Source organism: Pseudomonas sp. BP6, assembly GCF_017875935.1.
GTDB classification, from domain to species: Bacteria; Pseudomonadota; Gammaproteobacteria; order Pseudomonadales; family Pseudomonadaceae; genus Aquipseudomonas; species Aquipseudomonas putida_Y.
The window spans coordinates 3,740,068-3,757,258 of record NZ_JAGINI010000001.1 but is presented as its reverse complement, the minus strand read 5'-3'; the positions used below and the strand labels follow the sequence as shown (position 1 = coordinate 3,757,258).

Genomic DNA, 17,191 nt, shown 5'->3' with positions numbered 1-17,191 from the left:
CACGTGATTGGACAGAACGTATGCCTATGTTGATGAATCGGGTAATTTTGACCTAGACACCACCAAAGGTGGGAGCTCAGGCTTCTTTGTGGTTTGCTCCATCCTTGTGGCTGAGAAAGATCGTGAGTCAGCCTACCAATGTGCTGAGGAACTCCGTCAGCGGCACTTTCAGACGGGCGAAATTAAGTCCAGCAAGGTGCGTGCGAAATTTGCCGACCGACGTGTTCGTATCCTTACTGACCTTGCGAAGCTTCCGATCAAGCTCTATTTCGTGGTCGTGGACAAGGAGCGCATCTACAAAGATGGAGGCCTGCAATTCAAGACCTCGTTTGTAAAGCATATTAACGGATTGCTCTATGGCCGGCTTTTTAGGAATTGCCGCAATCTACAGATGACCGTTGACGAGCATGGCGGGCTGGAATTTCAGGAGAGCTTGAGGGCCTATGTTCAGGATCGCTATGTCGATGACCTATTTGGAGACGATCATGCGTTTCAGACGAAATCCAGCAAGGATGACGTCCTGATACAGGTTGCTGATTTTTTCGCGGGTTCTGTAGCCCAGATCTATGAACGGAAGGCTGTTGGCGAAGTCGCCGAGGTCTACAAAACGATCCTCCGCGAGCAGACTCTCGGCCTTCTGGAATGGCCGCCCAAGTACAATTTGCTGCTTGCTCCACCTATGGATGAGTCCAGCTACGCGGACTATCAGGTGCATCAGGAAGCTCTTCGCCAAGCAGATCGCTTCATCGAAAAAGCCGGCCAATACCCAGACGAGGATGAGCGTTTACAGGTCAGTATCCTGGATTACTTGAGGTTTCAGAGCGAGTTCGTCACGAAGGATTACATCCCTACAGCCGAAATCTTGGCTCATCTCGGTGATAAAGGCTTCGGTGATCTCTCGGAGCAGCGGGTCAGGTCAAGTGGTATTGCGAAGCTGCGGGACTCTGGTGTCATCATCACAAGCACCTCCAAGGGATACAAAATTCCCCAAACGAGAGCCGATATCAACGACTTTCTAGAAATGGCATCTGGCGTAGTAGTGCCACTGCTTGAGCGCGTTAAAAAAGCCCGCGAGGTTTATAAGCTAAGCAGTGGGGGGGAGTACGACATCATCAAGGCATCTAGGCTCAAGGATTTAGAGAAATTACTAACCTCGCTTGAAGCTTTTGCACCCGGCTGACTCGTGAAAACGGATCAGGGCTAGTTAAACTGAACGAGGATCCAGCATCCGCGTCAGATTAAAGGACATCGTTATCCAGATGCTCTAAGATGTTCATCCTGTTTCCACTCAAAATGAGGATATAACATGTCTCGCCTAGCCGAATTTCGTCAGCTCGAACAGCAACTCGCCGCACAACTCGCAGAGCTGGAAGCGCTCAAGGGCAGCTCCGAGCTGCAAGCGGAGATCCAATTTGAAACCAAGCTGCGTGATCTGCTGGCCGAGTACGGCTACAGCCTGAGAGACGTCATCAACATCCTGGATCCTCAAGCCAGCCGTCGTGCGGCTGCCCCTGTAGCAGTTGAGAAGGCACCGCGTCGTGCGCGCCAGGTTAAGCTGTACAAGAACCCACACTCCGGCGAAGTGATCGAGACCAAAGGTGGCAATCACAGGAAATTGAAGGAGTGGAAAGCAGAATATGGCTCTGACGAAGTTGAGAGCTGGGTTTCTAAGTAAGTCGGAATGACACGACAAAGCCTCCGCTCGCGGGGGTTTTTTTATGGCTCGTGAATGAGGACTTATCGTGAGCGACCGGCCAACACACCTTGCACAAGCAAGGCCGTCATCTAATGACGCGGTAGCAGCCCGTCCTCACGGGTCTTCTGGGCATTCATCAACTCCAGCTCGGTGCGACAAGGGAATGTAGACCTCGGTATGGCTTCCATGCGGTTGAGCTGTTGTGGGTGTGGCCGATTCTGCAGAGAAGGCTCAGTGCTTGGGTGAGGCGCGGCGTTCGGCTGTCCATCGCGGCTAGACCGAAACGTTAGACACCGAAATCGTTACGCATGATGTCACAAGGCCATATTTTGAGTTAAATTGATCGCCATGTCGCCCGAGGCACGGCGTATTTAGGATGCTGTGGGGCGCAGTCTCGGATGTTTTGCTTGGAAGTTTAGGTGAACGAATGGACGGCTTGCACGGTAACTACCAGTATAAAATTGTAGAGCGAATTGGCCAAGGCGGTTTTGGCTTCGTAGAAAAAATTGAGCTTTTCAATTCAGATGGGGTTCGCTGCGGTGACTACGCGATGAAATGTCTCCGTGGAGAATTTGAAGAAGAGCAAGAGGAGTTCAAGCGCCGCTTTGCACGTGAGGTGACGTATCAAGCCAGTTGCGTCCATACTAACGTAGCCAATATTTACTTGTGCGATTTGAAATCACCTAACCCTTGGTTCGTAATGGATTTGGCTGATGGAGATTTACACAAAGACCTGATGAGTGGCAGACTCAGTCTAGCCGAGAAAGTTGAGGCCTTTGATATGGTTCTTCAGGGTGTTATACATATCCATCAGCACAAATATTTACATCGAGATATCAAGCCGAATAATGTGTTGAGGTTTGGTAGCATTTACAAGGTTTCTGATTTTGGCTTGGTGAAAAACCAAGATACTGCCGCTGAGTCTGAAGTTCTCACCAAAATCACTACTGTTATGGGGACGCAGAGGTATCGGGCACCAGAAGTAATTGCGGCGGCGCAGTATGGTGTTGCTTCTGATATTTATGCGCTGGGGATTTTAATGGAAGACATGGGGTTTCCAGAGGATGCGGGTGTACTACGGGTTCTGAGAAAGAGCACGGAGCGTAGGCCGCTAGACCGATATACAACAGCTCAGGCAATGAGGGACGATTTCATTATGGCTTCCAAGGAAATTGTCGGATGATCAGTTTACTAGCCTCCAGTACTTTCTCATACGCAAAAGAGAGCGGACGAATTAATGAGGACTGCATCCTGCCACCGCAGCTTCTGGGTGATGGGTATCTTATGGCAATTGCCGATGGTGTCGGCTCGTATGCCGGTGCTGATCAAGCATCTCGTGCTGCCATCAAATGTATACGAGAGATCCCGGCTGCTGACTGGGCGATGGGTATTTCATCTGAACGTATTTTTAGTGAAATTAAGCGACGCGTGTCGGAATTGTCCGATCACGATCAAAATGCTTCTGATGCTGCAACCACGATAACTTTCTGCTACGTGAATTCTCAAGGGCTTCGGATTGGCCATATTGGCGATTGCAGAGCGTATCTCAGAAAGGGGATGGCATTAAAACAGCTTACTGCAGATCATACTCAGCATCAGAGGCTGATGGATGAAGGTCTGTATAGGGCTCATGAGCTGAAGCTTTTAGGTGGTAAGAACACTCTGTATGCAGCGGTTTCCAAAAAGTTAGAGTTACAGTATCAAGAACTTTGGTTGCCCTACTCGGAACTCGATCTCGATGCGTTGGAGGTCGATATTGTGCTGATGTCTGATGGAGCTCATCAGGTCTGGGACATGCGTTCTAGATTTGCTTTGAGCACTATGTCAGACCCAGGTCGATTTGCAGCTAGCTTGAAGAGACGTATCGGCTGGGTTGGGCCTTCAGACGACTACTCTTTGATTTCGTCAAAATTTTTGATAGATATGAACTCTTTGAGTGAGCGCGCTGTATGAAGTATCGTGAAAGCAATTTAGATAAGCGGCTTCGTAATTGGTTCGTGAACGACAACACTAAAGGACTTCTTAGGGGTATTGAAATCACGGAAGGCGGCTTTCGGGGGCTAACCACGTTCAAGGTGAAACTTGATTATCCTATTACCGCTTTTGCTGGCGTCAATGGTTCCGGTAAATCGACAATGCTGGCTATTGCAGCGTGTGGATACCATAATCACTCGAAGGGTTATAAATTGCCCAAAAGGTCGAGGACTTATTATACGTTCTCTGATTTTTTTGTGCAGCACTCTGAAGAAATCCCACCTCCAGGCGTGGAGATAAGATATTCGATTGCCCATAATCGCTGGAAGAATCTTCCTGAGGGAATAGCATGGCAAGCTCGCAGAAAGAAAGCAAAAGGTCGGTGGAATGATTACGATCAAAGGCTGAAAAAAACTGTTGTATTCCTTGGGATTGAGCGCATTGTCCCGCATGCTGAACGGAGCCAGTCTCGATCTTATTCGCGTTCATTTAAGGGTATTAGAGTTCACGGCTGGGAGGAAAAGGTCAAAGATGCAGTTGGGTTTATCCTTGGGAAGAAATATGATGACTACCGCCAACTTGAGTATCGTAAGTACAGCCTGCCAATTGTAAAAGTCGGAGAATTGGTCTACTCCGGATTCAATATGGGAGCCGGAGAGAACGCCCTTTTTGAGATTTTTTCGACAATCTATGCTTGTGGTGAAAATTCATTACTTGTATTGGATGAAATTGAATTGGGGCTTCATGCCAAGGCTCAACGTCTATTTATAGAGACTTTGAAAGAGGTGTGCATAAAAACTGGTACTCAAGTGATATGTACTACTCACTCAAAACAGGTCTTTCAATGCCTCCCCGACGATGCGAGATTTTATATTGAAAGTTCAGGAGGTAGAACGAAAGTTACGCCGGGGGTTTCGGCGGAATTTGCGTTCTCAAAAATGGGAGCTTTGGGCGAGAAAGAACTCGATATTTTCGTGGAGGATCCTGTCGCGAAAGTTATCATAGAGGCAATAGTTGACGGTGCTACGAGAAGCCGAATCAATGTTACTCGTGTCGGATCAGCTGGAGCGGTAGCGCGACAGTTAGCCGCCTGCTATCTCCGAGATGCTAAGTCCAGTATTATGGCTATATTTGACGGTGATCAACGAACTCTCCAAAAAAAGAATGTCGATTACGCAAAGAATATGACAGAAGTTAATGATGGCAATATTGAGACATGGCTTGCTGAGAGGATGAGCTACCTCCCCGGGGCTGTATGGCCTGAAGCATGGCTTCTCCAAAAATGTGCAGAAACTCCTGCTGAGCTTGGAACCGTGTTAGGTGTCGATGCTGATCGGGCAAGCGAGATAATCGAATACGCTCTGCAAGCAGGTAAACATGAAGAGTTCGCCGAAATGGGTGAGCAGGTGAACCTGGATGCTCAAACTTGTCTCATACTCACGTGCGGCGTTGTGAGTCGCTTGTTTGCGGATGAATTTGACGACTTAAGGAAGGCAATTCAAAAAGCCCTGAATTGACCATGCGCAGCACCGCAGGCGCGGGCTCGTCGAGCCGCCCCTTGCACACGGAATGCAAGGGTACCCAGGCATGAAGGCATTGGAGAAACCGCATTGGTGAAGGATCTTAACAGCGTTCTGCCTCCTGATCATCCGATGTATATCGATGCCGTGGAGGCTATGAAGCGCTATCACCAAGCGCAAACTGACGGTGTCAGTGGGGCGGAGCTCGAGCGCCTGCGGCTTTCGGCTGAGCATAGGTTTCAGGCCGTTACTGACTATCAGCTGCATGCATTTGGCGGCCCATCCGAGACCAGCCATTAGTTGCTAACCCCTCCACGACTATAACTTTGTGCAAAAGCGTTTGATCATAGTGGATGAAGCAGTAGGCCCTCAGTATTTGCTCAGTTTGAACGTGAACAATCCACGACCGCTTGCTGTTTCACGACCCAGCGTTCTGCTCCGTTGTAGTCATCACCTCCTACTGCGATATAGATTTGTCCCGCTTCATCAACTGCGTATACGCCTGGTCGTTCGCATTGAGGATCTCGCACCTCATTTTTCCAAGCGTATACCTCCCCTTCCCAGATCATCACAATCCCGCCCCGGTACTTCTCATTCTTTGCTCGTAACCGATCCATGAACCCCACCTACCACAAGGTGGAAGCCAAGGTTACCGTGGCATCTCTGGCGAACAGTTCCATGGCAGCAGCGCTTCGTAGTCTGCTACCGATGAGGCGTGCGGCAGTCGCTCCAGGACGTGGCGCAGCCACGTATAGGGCTCTTGGCCGTTGACCTTGGCGGTTTCGACCAAGCTGTAGATCTGCGCGCTAGCCGTGGCTCCCTTGGGCGTGTCACTGAACAGCCAAGCTTTGCGCCCGATCACAAACGGCTTTATGGCCCGCTCTGCCAGGTTGTTGTCGATCGGCAGGTGGCCCGCCTCGACATACCGCTCCAAGCGGTTCCAGTTGTTTGCCAGGTAAAGCACCGCCTTGCCCAGTACGCTTTGCGGTGTCACCTGTGAGTGCGTCTTGTCGAGCCAACTTTTCAACTGCTCAAGGATCGGCAGGCTTCGTTCCTGACGACCGATGAATCGCTGTTCATCGCTGGCATCCTTGAGGTCGCGTTCGATGCCATACAGTTTGTTGATCATCGTCAGCGCAACATCGGCGCGACCGGTCTTGCCCTTAGGCTGCACCTTCTGCGCTTCGACGAATTTACGCCGAACATGCGCCATGCACGCCAGTCGTTCAACGCCCGGCTGTAGCGCCAACGCGTTGTAACCGGCGTAATCATCGGTCATCACGTAACCGCGATAGCCCTCCAGCAGGCGCAGCGGCACCTCCTGCGCGCGGCTGGTGGTGTAATCGAACAGCACGACTTGTCGATCAGGCGGGCCACTGGCCTGCACCCACATCCAGGATTGACTGGTCGGATCACGATCCGGCTCTTTGAGCACCTGCACGCGAGTTTCATCGCAATGGATCACCGGGCTTTCCAGCAGGCGGTCACGCATCAGGTTCAGCAGTGGCTGAAAGTGTTCGCTGCACTGGATGACCCAGCGGGCCAGGGTTTGCCGGGGGATCTCGATACCATGTCGGTTCAGCACCGTCTCGAAGCGGTGCAGCGGCAGGCCATCGACGTACTTGGTGGTTAGCAACATCGCCAGCACGCTGGGACTGGCCATGCTCTTTTCAATCAATTGGGCCGGCTTGTCAGCGGTGACCGGCGCGGATTCGCAGCCACGGCAGCCATAGATTTTGCGTACGTGTTTAAGCACACGGATCTGCATCGGCACGATGTCGAGTTGTTCGCTGGTTTGCTCGCCAACCACGTGTTTGCGGCAACCACAGGCGCAAGTCAGTTCGTGCTCGGGCAAGTCATGAATGACTTCAATGCGTGGCAGGTCAGCCGACAGTGGCTTGCGTTTGCCGCGCTGCTTGCTTGGCGCAACAACTTCTTCGTCGGCATCATCAGCGGTAGGAACCCACTGACTTTCGGGTTCATTGAACAACGCCAGTTGGGGCGTGTTGGACTCGACGGTTTGCTCGGACTTGCGATTGAATAATCGGTCACGCAGCAGCTTGACCTGTTCTTTAAGATCGACGATCTGACCTTTGTCGACCGTGCGCTCGGCCAACAACTGCGCAAGCAGTAGTTTGAGCGCGGCAGGGTCGTCAGGAAGGTTATCGGGCACTGAAATCATGGCCCGGATTATACCCGGTCAGGCGACGAAACGAGGAGTCAAAACCTGATGCGGACGGTTGCGCCAGAGATCGAAACCGTCGAGTAGCCAATTCAGTTCCTGGACGGTCAGTACGATAGCTTCGTCGGTCGCGTTGGGTGAAGTTTTGAAACGCTCGGCTTCGAGGCGCTTGAGCCAAAGGCAGAAGCCGTTGCGCTCCCAATACAACACCTTGATGCGGTTACGGGCTTTATTGAGGAAGACGAAAAGTACCGGGTCGAACACGGCGACCTTGATGTCCAGTTCGACCAAGGCTGTGAGGCCGTCGATGGACTTTCGAAAGTCCACGGGCTTGGGGTAGAGGTAGACTTTATCGACTTTGCTGTCGGGGCGCATCATGGCGGGCTGGCTCCAGAAAGAAATCGGGAGCACAGCATCGGGAATCAGGTGGACGGTTGGAATGTGGGGATGATGGATCCCTTACGTCCCTCTGCGGCCCCTGAGCCAGAGCTAAGCATCTCTACTGCGAGGCGGAGTTCCCAGTTCGGGAGCGCCGCCGATACGCGTAAAAGCAGTATTCTAAAGTTCCTTGCTTTGAGGTTCAGGGCCGTTGTTCCGGCCCACTGATTTTGCCTTTACATATCTTGAGCTATTGGTCTGACCTTTGTGATCGGCATGCCATGGCTGGTAAGTCGAGTGCTTAGAGGGCAACCTAGTGAGTTGCCTGCTTCGCCAGCACAAGCATCCCGAGCAATTCGGACAGTTGGTCAGCGTGCTGCTTCAATGCATCGTCCAGCAGCATCTGCATATCCGTTTTCGCAAGCCGAAGCGAGCCGACGGCGATGGCTGCGGCAAACTCCAAGGCTGCGTCGCCGAAGTCCTTGTCCCAGCGGGCGAACACTTTCACCAACAGCTCTTTCATTACCTTGCTGAGCTCGGGGCTGGATGAGTAGTCCAACTCTGCTGGGTGGCATGCCCTCAGCATGCACGCTTGCAAGATCGCCTCGTTGAACCTGAGGAAGCACTCCGGGGCCAGTACGACCGACTCATAACCGTTGGGGCAGAGTCGTCGTTCGTGGTCTTTGTATTCCCGAGCGTTTTGGAGCACTGCAGACATGGTGAGGTGCACCATGCTGGGCTCAACCTCAGCATAGCGCTTAGCAATCTCGGTTTTGTCCCCGAAAAAGAGGAAGCCTTCCGACAGGCGCAGAGGGTTGCCACGTGGTGAAAGCAAAAATCCGTTAAACGCCCTGGAGGCTGCGTTTCCCGCCAACTTAAGGGCGGGCAGAATGTTGGTGGTATTTTCCAGGTGTCCAAGCTTCAACTCATCGACGGTTTGTTCCGAATGTTGCTTATATGTCGTGATCAAGCGATGCCATGAGTTGTCATTGGAGTCTTCCCCGAGAGGTAACTTGATCCAGTTGGCGAAACCGTACTCTCTGGGCGTAGAGTTTCGAACCAGGAACATCCGTAACTGACTCCAGGACTCGTTCGTTTGGGGAATGCCGATCGGGGAGAGGAAGTGCCTTGGAATGTCCGCTTTGATGTACGAGCGTAGATCGCGACTGATTTCTCGGAGGACTCCACCATCCCGTGCGACTGTGGATACGATCACTACACCAGTGGCGTCTTTGCAGTTGTCCTTCTCCAGTTCTTGGTACGGAAGCACGGTAATCGACGAACCAGCAGCCAGGCGAGTGCACAGGCGAGCGACCACGATCCCCGCGAGAGCCTTGGAAGCCTCGTCATCGGCATGGATAACGTGGCTGACGGTCAGAGGGAACGACCAGTCAACTTCTGCATTCAGCCATTTCTGAAACTCTTCGTGCGCCAGCACCCTGGCGACATCAAGCTGCAGCAGCTTTGTCTTCGTCGCGATCTGGGTGTTGAAGGGGTGTATCGAGAAGCCAAAATACTCATGGAATTTAGGCAGGGCGTCTGGGGCATGTGGCCGCCCGATGACGACTGGGCGAGGAGGTTTGGCTTTGGACGAAAAGTTTTCGCCGATGATCTCGATCAGAGTACCGTCGCTGATTTTCAGATCGGGGAAAGCAACCCCCATGCTGTCAAGCGCGACCATCACGTCGCCAGCTCGTCCATTGGACGTTATGTCGACGATCGTGGCGATTCGCCGTGGTTCCCACACGCTGTCTGCCATCTTCCCTGCCATGCTTCCTGAAGTGGAAGCAGAGATAATGCAGAAATAGGGGTCAGGCGGTGGGTTGATCTTCTCCAATTCATCATATGAGTGGAAGCTAACAATCTCTGCGTCGGAGCGGCACAGGGTCAGCGCGCACTTGACGTAGGCATAAATGCCCATCGTATCGATGTAGACCTTGGTGATGTCTTGCAACGCCTGTCCGTAGCATAGAGCGATCAGGTAAGCGACGACGTGCAGCTCTGCCTCGCCAGAGGCGATTTCTCTTGCCTGAATGAAGACCTTGTTCCTTCGCTGGGAAGGGTGCTTGAAGACATGCCCAGAGGGTGCCTGGTGGACGGCATTATTTTTCTCGATGAGACTGTGTACGCCACAGGTCATCAGAAACTTCAGATCCACGTTATAAGGGCCAGTTTGCTGGCCAAGGACGTGGTGGTGGAACTTTGCACCATTCCACTCTACGAAGACGTACTGCTTCACGAAATCGAATCCAGCCTTCATACCGCGCTTGAGCATGGTTTGCAGGTGCGTATTGGCCGGATCCCAGGCTGCTTTGAAAATTTGGTATTGCTCAATAGAGCCCACGATGTACACGCAATCTGGAAGATTGGCATCACTCTTGAGGGCGGACTCTACATCCGCATACACATTCCCTTCGGTGAGTTGGCAGTGCTTGTAGCAAAGCACAAGGGCTTCAATCGTGCCATGCGAGGGGCAGTGCTTCAGGTGCCGCCAGGAGTAGAACCGTTGCATCAATGAGCCCTCAGCGGTACGAGGATAGAGATAACCGCACCTTGAACGGGCGAGAGACTGGTTTCAGTCCAGTGTTGGAAGTCGAAGAGGTCACGGTTGTCACAAGGCTCAAATGCGTTGAACATCGACAGTCTTCCCGTGCGGACTCTCATGAGCCCGCCTATTTGTCTCAGCTGGCGTAACACAGATGGCAGCCCTTCTCCTGCTGCTGTTTGGGATTTTGAAGTCGATTTGTGCCGTAGGCACTGGAGGAGTGCCACTCGTTCCTCTTCGAGTGACATCTCCTGTACTAGCTTTCCGGTATAACGGCTGACCAAGCCAGGCCCAGAGTCAAAATAACTGACCTCGAATGCCCTGAGACTCTTCAGTCCAGTGTCAGTCCGTCCGGCTTCTCCACTCCAGAAGCTCTGCAGCATGGGGTGTCCGGAGAAGTCTTCGGAGTGGAGCGAGTCGTAAAACCGTGTCCATCCCATCATCATGCCTTCAACATGGGAGAGATACGGTTTGCCGATATGGTCGTTCACTGCATGGTCTTGAGTATTCTGGACGAGTTCCGCTGAGAACAATGCAAGCGAATCGATCAAAGGTTCAGACAGTGCATACCTACTTTGTTGCATGGTGCGGTCAACCAGCTTGCGCATCACTGGGGCCATGTCGTCTTTCTCTTTGGCCTTGCCTCGCGAAGAGAACAGCGGCTTCAGGTATTGGATTTTGGAACCACCAACGCACAATAGGTCGACGCAGCGTCCCTTGACTAGGTCGTCAAACTCTTGGGCGTCCATCGCTTGCATTCTTGTGGTCGCGAAGGTCAGAACATCTCGGCGATCAATTTCCTTGCTACCAATCCGTATTCCCTTGGACAGCCGAACACCCGCAATCCCAGGTGAGTAATCACAAACGGCCTCCTGAGCATCCAGTTCTTGAGCGTTTGGATGAAAGTCCAGGTAGTCATCTTCGAGTTTTTGGCGAGCGAGCGTAACGACCATCTGCAGCCGCGATGCGTCATGCATCGGACTATGTCGAGCGCTGAGGGTGTCTATAGGGAAGCGAAACACGGTATCGCTGTCGGAGTACTCGATCTGGGAGATGATTTCCTCAATCTCAACCAGGCTTCGGCACTTCCCCACGTGGTTAATTGCCAAGCTATCACCTCTGAAAAGTGGGGTTACTTTTGAGCCTGAAGGCTTGCCAGGAGTTGCTTTATTTGGGGCTCGGGCTTCCAGTAATTGGGGCCCTTGAGGAATTTCCCATTTTCATCGTAGATAGGCTTGCCATCGGCACCTAGCTTGCTCTCGTTGCTGTCCATAATTAGCTCCAGGACGGCTTCAAGAGGGATGCCGTACTTCATGGCCTCGGAGCGGCAATACACGATTACGTCGCCGAGAAGGTCTGCAATCGCGACTTGGACATCGATAGCATTGTCCCCCCGACGAATCTGATCAGCAATGTCATCTATCTCCGCGACCTCGTCGAGCAGCGTCCGCTTGAACTTCAGAAGGCGATCTTCCGCATCCGGGAACAGGTGTGGGGTCTCGTGGACGGGCAGCTTGTACATCTCATTCATTGTCTGGATGCGGTCGCGAAAACTCTTGCTCATTGATCCATCTCCGTTGGTGAGGCATTCGCAGCAGACACTACGCCTCTTTTTCGGGACAAAGCAATCCAAAACACACTGGCCGGTCATGGTAACCAGCAGGCTCTACGGAAGCCCTTGCGATCGTTTTTCCACGGCACCCGATTTTCGCCAGGGAAACAGAGGAGTGTCGGGCCTGTACCTGTCTCACGGTGTCATCACCCCCCCCTAATTGCACACTGATGGGGTCCAATGCTTGTTCAGCGGTGGCTCCGATCAGTCCAATGGCGAGCGATTACCGGACCACCTCAACTGCCAGGCTTCCCCAGTTGGTGTTACGAGGCAATGCAGCGCCGAGGCCAGAGATTCTTTGCTAGCTTCTAAAGGGCGTGTAGCGCTGTTAATAAGGTATCTGGGCATTGTGGTAACTCAAGGTCGTCTCTTATGTTCACCCGGCCTGCAAGCGTTACATGCCGTTACTCCTAGCGGCTAAAAAAATCAGAATTTGCCCCTTTCTTGTAGGGCATTTCCCAAAGATACTGCCGGCCATTGTGGTGTTAGGAGTTGGCCACTAGTCTCAGCCGGTCGTTGCCACTCAACGACCGGCTTTGACAGGCCGACTCAAATTGCAATCCATAGCTTTGCCTTCAATGGTGGCTGTGCGTGGGGCGCCTTCGGGTGCGCCGGGTTTCTCAATTTGACCGGTCTGTCAACCCGTGCACAGCTGCCACCCTTTGTTTGACAGCGAATGGCGGTAGTCCCAACCACAAATTGAGGGTTACACCATGCTGAAAATAGTCCCCGATCCACCTTACAATCTTCACTCCCTTGAAGACACACTGCTGATGGCAGCGGACTACGCACTGTGCGCGGAAGCCGTTGCTCAGCAAGCTGTTTTGATGCAGCCGAGATCACCCGTCTCGGTGTTGATGATGGCCTCAATGCACGAGCTTGAGACCCTCCGCAAGTTGCTCGAATCGGCGCTGGCTCAAGTCCAAAAGCCTGCGGACTCTCAGCCGTTGCATTAACCGCATCATGACTCGCCTGGGGTGGCCCCTGAAGGTGCCCGGCTTGCCGGCGATAGGGCCAGCCCAGGCAATAGAGATTTCGGGGAGATTGAGCAGTGTCTACAGAAGAAACCAAATTCACCGTCGGCAAAACCACCTTCTATCAAGGTGAAAACCAGACCCATCCACTGTTCCGCATCGAAGCCGGCATCCCTTGCCAGAGCGCCCGCGAACAAGCTTCGGAGCTGATGGGTTACGCACGTGACATGACCCTGGACGGATTGATGGAAGACAAACCTCAGCTAATCTGGGCTTCGCACTACCTCTGTGCCTTGGCCAAGGCGCTGATGGATGATGCTGAACTGGGCATGATGAAAACCCCTTGAACACCATCATCCCGCCGCTCCTTTGCGGAGCGGCCTTGGCTCGTAAAGGGCTGCAAGGCAGCCCCGGCAATCTCAGGCCTCGTTCATCTCTTCAAGGCGACGCGGCATCGGCTCCGCCGCCGTACGCCCGGCCAACCCCACCCGCATGTCATTGCCACTCGGCTGCTGATACAGGCTCAGGCCGAACTCCGGCAACACCGCCAGCAGGTAGTCGAAAATATCGCCTTGAATCCGCTCGTACTCTTCCCACGCCGTGGTGGTAGTGAAGCAGTAAATCTCCAGCGGCACGCCTTCGGCCGTGGTCTGCATCTGCCGCACCATGCAGGTCATGTTCTTGTGCACGTTGGGGTGGTTCTGCAGGTAAGCCAGGGCAAAGGCACGGAAGGTACCGAGGTTGGTCAGCTTGCGGTGGTTGGCCGACAGCTCCGCCACCGGCCCCAGCGCCTCGTTCCAGTTCTGCAGTTCCTGGCGCTTGGCGGTCAGGTAGTCACCCAGCAGCCGCACCTGGCTCAGGCGCTGCTCTTCTTCGCGGGAGAGAAAGCGTACGCCGCCGGCGTCGATGAACAGGCTGCGCTTGATCCGTCGGCCACCGGACTGCTGCATGCCGCGGTAATTGCGGAATGACTCGCTCATCAGGCGCCAGGTGGGGATGGAAACGAGGGTCTTGTCGAAGTTCTGCACTTTCACCGTGTGCAAGGTGATGTCTACCACGTCGCCATCGGCGCCTACCTGCGGCATTTCGATCCAGTCACCCACATGCAGCATGTCGTTGCTGGTCAACTGCACGCTGGCGACGAATGACAGCAGGGTGTCCTTGTACACCAACAGCAGCACCGCCGACATCGCACCCAGGCCGGACAGCAGCAACAGCGGCGAGCGGTCGATCAGGGTGGCGACGATGACGATCGAGGCGAAGATCCACAACATCAACTTGGCCAGTTGCACGTAGCCCTTGATCGAGCGGGTGCGGGCGTGTTCGGTGCGGGCATAGATGTCGAGCAGGGCATCCAGCAGGCACGACAGCGCCATGGTCATGAACAGCAGGGTAAAGGCCAGGGCGACATTGCCGAGGAAGTGCTGGGCGGTGTCGGACAGCTCAGGCACCAGCTTCAGGCCGAATTGCAGCACCAGTGACGGTGTCGTTTGTGCCAGGCGGTGGAATACCTTGTTGTGGCGCAGGTCGTCCAGCCACTTCAGCGCATGCTGACGGGCCAACAGGCGCCCGCCTTGCAGTACCAGGAAGCGCGCCAGGCGGCCGACTATCAGGGAAATGAGCAGCAGTGCCGCCAGGCCGATGGCGGCGTGCAGCATTGGATGTTGGTCGAGGGTGCCCCACAGGTCGAGGGAATCACGCCAGATTTGTTGGATATCCATGGGCTTGCGTACAGTCTTGTTGCGAAACGAAGCTGTATTAGAGCGCGGATAGCGACAAAGTTGCCAAAAGAAATTCGGCTAAGGCGGCAGAAAACGTTACCCTATGCAACTGAATTTCCCGCACTTGTCTGAGGTTACCTCCGTGTTCTCCCAATTCGCCCTGCATGAACGCCTGCTTAAAGCCGTGGCCGAGCTTAAATTTGTCGAGCCAACCCCGGTGCAGGCCGCGGCCATCCCCCTGGCCCTGCAAGGGCGTGATCTGCGTGTGACTGCGCAGACCGGCAGCGGCAAGACGGCGGCCTTCGTATTGCCGCTGCTCAACCGTCTGGTCGACCTCAGCGGCCCGCGTGTCGAGATTCGCGCGTTGATCCTGCTGCCGACCCGTGAACTGGCCCAGCAAACCCTCAAGCAGGTGCAGCTGTTCTCGCAGTTCACCTACATCAAGTCGGGCCTGGTTACTGGCGGTGAAGACTTCAAGGAACAGGCCGCCATGCTGCGCAAGGTGCCCGACGTGCTGATCGGCACCCCGGGTCGCCTGCTCGAGCAGCTCAATGCGGGTAACCTCGACCTGTCCCACGTGCAGGTCCTGATTCTGGACGAAGCCGACCGCATGCTCGACATGGGCTTTGCCGAAGACATGGAGCGCCTGTGCAAGGAGTGCGAAAACCGCGAGCAGACCTTGCTGTTCTCGGCTACCACCGGTGGCGCGGCCCTGCGCGATATCATCGGCAAGGTGCTGAAAGACCCTGAGCACCTGATGCTCAACAGTGTCTCGCAACTGGCCGAAGGCACCCGCCAGCAGATCATCACCGCCGACCACGACCAGCATAAAGAGCAGATCGCGCAGTGGTTGCTGGCCAATGAAACCTTCGACAAGGCGATCATCTTCACCAATACCCGTGCCATGGCCGACCGTATCTATGGTCACCTGGTGGCCAAGGACGTGAAGGCTTTCGTGCTGCATGGCGAAAAGGACCAGAAGGACCGCAAGCTGGCCATCGAGCGCTTCAAGCAGGGCAGCTCCAAAGTGCTGGTTGCGACCGACGTGGCAGCCCGTGGCCTGGATATCGACGGCCTGGACCTGGTGATCAACTTCGACATGCCACGCAGCGGTGACGAGTACGTCCACCGTGTGGGCCGTACCGGCCGTGCCGGTGGTGAAGGCCTGGCGATCTCGCTGATCACCCACAACGACTGGAACCTGATGTCGAGCATCGAGCGCTACCTCAAGCAGCAGTTCGAGCGCCGGGTCATCAAGGAAGTGAAGGGCACCTACAACGGGCCGAAGAAGGTCAAGGCCTCGGGCAAGGCGGCCGGTAGCAAGAAGAAAAAGGTCGAGAAGAAGACTGGCGACAAGAAAGCTGCCGCCAAGCGCAAGCCTACTGCCAAGCCGAAGGCCAACGCGCCTCTGGCCAGTGCTGACGGCCTGGCGCCGCTGAAGAAGCGCAAGCCTGCTGCTGAATAATACTCACGCAGGCCCTTTGCAGAAGTGACGCAAGTTCGCATCTGCGAAGGGCGTGCGCAGGCGACGAACGATCACTCCGCTTTTTTCTCTGCCTGTTTCAACTCCTTGATCCGCTGGTCGATCAGCTGACACTTATCGGGCAAGTCCTTGCTCGCCGTCCCCAGATCCATCCCCTGAAGCTCATCATTGATCTCCTTGGCCTTTTGCGGGTTCTGCTCGGTCAACTGAGTGACCAGCCCGGCCAGCTCCTCACGTTTCTGCGTTGCTTCTTCAGGTGTGCAGGCCCAAGCGGGCAGGGCGCAGAGCAGGGCAGCGGCACAGGCTATGGGCAGTAGCGGTTTCATCCTTTCAACCTCCGGCGATGGTGATGCCCGGTGGAGGGCTGTGGGGGCAGGGAAGTTCAGGGCTTGCGACCGATGGAAGATTTCTTTGGTGGTGGTAGTCCGTTTCTGAAACGCTCCCGTATCCCTCCAGCGCCGTTGAGCAGCACGCTACATCGCTCTAGTCTCGAAGGAAAAGAGGGGGTATTGTATGTACAGCTGTAAATACAAGTCGTCCCATGTTCTTTGAATGGGACGAAGGGAAAAACCAGAGCAATATCCGCAAGCACGGGATCGACTTTGCCGACGTTCCTGACATGTTCAACCATCCCATGCTGATCCGGCGTGATGAGGATGTGGAATGTGCTGAAGAACGTTGGGTCAGCCTAGGATGGCTAAAGGCGCTGATAGGTGTCGTCGTGTACACGGAGAGGCGGGGTGAGGTGATACGCATCATTTCTGCAAGAAAAGCCACCAAACGGGAGGCCAGGTACTATGACCAAATCATCGAGAACTGACTGGAGCCGCCTGGCCCGACAGGACGACAAGGACATCGACACATCAGATATCCCTGAACTGGACCAGGACTTTTTCCGCCAGGCCGAGCTGCGCGTTCCCGCCAAGCAGACGGTGACCATTCGACTGGACTCAGATGTCCTCGCCTGGTTCAAGGAGCAGGGCAGCGGCTACCAGACCCGGATCAATCAGTTGCTGCGCCAGTACATGCAAGCGCAACAACGCCAGCGCTAAGCGCTTCGGAACGCTTGGCAACCTTGGCAGGTCCCAACCTGTGTACCCCTTTTC

18 protein-coding genes are annotated in these 17,191 nt (G+C 54.3%); 10 read left to right on the top strand and 8 right to left on the bottom strand.

The annotated features are described in order from the left end of the window. Positions 1-7: 7 nt before the first annotated feature. The 5 genes from J3A98_RS17035 (at position 8) to J3A98_RS17015 (ending at position 5,187) form a co-directional block, all read left to right on the top strand. A complete protein-coding gene (locus J3A98_RS17035; protein ID WP_209967454.1) occupies positions 8-1,180 on the top strand; it encodes a DUF3800 domain-containing protein in 1,173 nt (390 codons plus the stop codon). 126 nt (positions 1,181-1,306) lie between these two features. After that, a complete protein-coding gene (locus tag J3A98_RS17030) occupies positions 1,307-1,675 on the top strand; it encodes a histone-like nucleoid-structuring protein, MvaT/MvaU family (RefSeq protein ID WP_209967452.1) in 369 nt (122 codons plus the stop codon). Positions 1,676-2,123: 448 nt separating this feature from the next. Further along, positions 2,124-2,879, top strand: coding sequence for a serine/threonine-protein kinase (locus tag J3A98_RS17025; RefSeq protein WP_209967450.1), 756 nt, complete (start codon positions 2,124-2,126; stop codon positions 2,877-2,879). Continuing rightward, complete coding sequence (locus J3A98_RS17020; protein ID WP_209967448.1) at positions 2,876-3,649, top strand: protein phosphatase 2C domain-containing protein; 774 nt, start codon at positions 2,876-2,878, stop codon at positions 3,647-3,649. Before J3A98_RS17025 ends, J3A98_RS17020 begins: the two co-directional genes overlap by 4 nt. Then, the gene (locus J3A98_RS17015) at positions 3,646-5,187 is read left to right on the top strand and encodes an AAA family ATPase (RefSeq protein WP_209967446.1); all 1,542 of its coding nucleotides are present in this window, start codon (positions 3,646-3,648) and stop codon (positions 5,185-5,187) included. The genes J3A98_RS17020 and J3A98_RS17015 overlap by 4 nt, the downstream gene beginning before the upstream one ends. A 383-nt stretch (positions 5,188-5,570) precedes the next feature. Here J3A98_RS17015 and J3A98_RS26985 read toward each other — a convergent pair whose 3' ends face one another. The 6 genes from J3A98_RS26985 to J3A98_RS16990 all read right to left on the bottom strand — a co-directional run bounded on the left by J3A98_RS26985 (position 5,571) and on the right by J3A98_RS16990 (position 11,859). Then, positions 5,571-5,807, bottom strand: a complete 237-nt coding sequence (locus J3A98_RS26985; protein ID WP_245355023.1) for an antirestriction protein ArdR — start codon at positions 5,805-5,807, stop codon at positions 5,571-5,573. 32 nt (positions 5,808-5,839) lie between these two features. Beyond that, the gene (locus J3A98_RS17010; RefSeq protein ID WP_010954877.1) at positions 5,840-7,372 is read right to left on the bottom strand and encodes an IS66-like element ISPpu15 family transposase; all 1,533 of its coding nucleotides are present in this window, start codon (positions 7,370-7,372) and stop codon (positions 5,840-5,842) included. Positions 7,373-7,390: 18 nt separating this feature from the next. Then, positions 7,391-7,750 carry an IS66 family insertion sequence element accessory protein TnpB gene (gene tnpB, locus J3A98_RS17005; RefSeq protein ID WP_245354962.1) on the bottom strand — a complete coding sequence of 120 codons (360 nt, stop codon included), beginning with the start codon at positions 7,748-7,750 and terminating at the stop codon, positions 7,391-7,393. Between the two features lie 313 nt (positions 7,751-8,063). Next, positions 8,064-10,262 (bottom strand): hypothetical protein, encoded by a 2,199-nt coding sequence (locus tag J3A98_RS17000; protein WP_209967443.1) that lies wholly within the window; start codon positions 10,260-10,262, stop codon positions 8,064-8,066. After that, positions 10,262-11,404 (bottom strand): hypothetical protein, encoded by a 1,143-nt coding sequence (locus J3A98_RS16995; RefSeq protein ID WP_209967441.1) that lies wholly within the window; start codon positions 11,402-11,404, stop codon positions 10,262-10,264. Before J3A98_RS16995 ends, J3A98_RS17000 begins: the two co-directional genes overlap by 1 nt. 23 nt (positions 11,405-11,427) lie before the next feature. Further along, a complete protein-coding gene (locus J3A98_RS16990) occupies positions 11,428-11,859 on the bottom strand; it encodes a pyrophosphatase (protein ID WP_209967439.1) in 432 nt (143 codons plus the stop codon). A 761-nt stretch (positions 11,860-12,620) separates the two neighbouring features. On the opposite strand from J3A98_RS16990, the gene J3A98_RS16985 reads away from it, so the two are divergent. Both J3A98_RS16985 and J3A98_RS16980 read left to right on the top strand, forming a co-directional pair. Further along, positions 12,621-12,863: a hypothetical protein gene (locus J3A98_RS16985; RefSeq protein ID WP_010955213.1), complete on the top strand. Its 243-nt coding sequence runs from the start codon at positions 12,621-12,623 to the stop codon at positions 12,861-12,863. A gap of 95 nt (positions 12,864-12,958) precedes the next feature. Continuing rightward, positions 12,959-13,228 carry a DUF3077 domain-containing protein gene (locus J3A98_RS16980; protein WP_019471426.1) on the top strand — a complete coding sequence of 90 codons (270 nt, stop codon included), beginning with the start codon at positions 12,959-12,961 and terminating at the stop codon, positions 13,226-13,228. Between the two features lie 72 nt (positions 13,229-13,300). Here the strand turns inward: J3A98_RS16980 and J3A98_RS16975 are convergent, their stop codons facing one another. Then, entirely contained in the window at positions 13,301-14,602 is a 1,302-nt protein-coding gene (locus J3A98_RS16975) for a mechanosensitive ion channel family protein (RefSeq protein ID WP_209967438.1), read from the bottom strand. A gap of 103 nt (positions 14,603-14,705) precedes the next feature. On the opposite strand from J3A98_RS16975, the gene J3A98_RS16970 reads away from it, so the two are divergent. Further along, on the top strand, positions 14,706-16,067 hold the full coding sequence (locus J3A98_RS16970) for a DEAD/DEAH box helicase (RefSeq protein WP_012051553.1): 1,362 nt from the start codon (positions 14,706-14,708) through the stop codon (positions 16,065-16,067). Between the two features lie 71 nt (positions 16,068-16,138). Here the strand turns inward: J3A98_RS16970 and J3A98_RS16965 are convergent, their stop codons facing one another. Beyond that, positions 16,139-16,411, bottom strand: coding sequence for a hypothetical protein (locus J3A98_RS16965; protein WP_003254599.1), 273 nt, complete (start codon positions 16,409-16,411; stop codon positions 16,139-16,141). A 215-nt stretch (positions 16,412-16,626) separates the two neighbouring features. Here J3A98_RS16965 and J3A98_RS16960 point away from each other — a divergent pair, with 215 nt between their 5' ends. Beyond that, positions 16,627-16,905 (top strand): BrnT family toxin, encoded by a 279-nt coding sequence (locus tag J3A98_RS16960; RefSeq protein ID WP_010955211.1) that lies wholly within the window; start codon positions 16,627-16,629, stop codon positions 16,903-16,905. After that, positions 16,883-17,137: a BrnA antitoxin family protein gene (locus J3A98_RS16955; RefSeq protein WP_004576871.1), complete on the top strand. Its 255-nt coding sequence runs from the start codon at positions 16,883-16,885 to the stop codon at positions 17,135-17,137. The genes J3A98_RS16960 and J3A98_RS16955 overlap by 23 nt, the downstream gene beginning before the upstream one ends. The last annotated feature ends 54 nt before the right edge of the window (positions 17,138-17,191 follow it).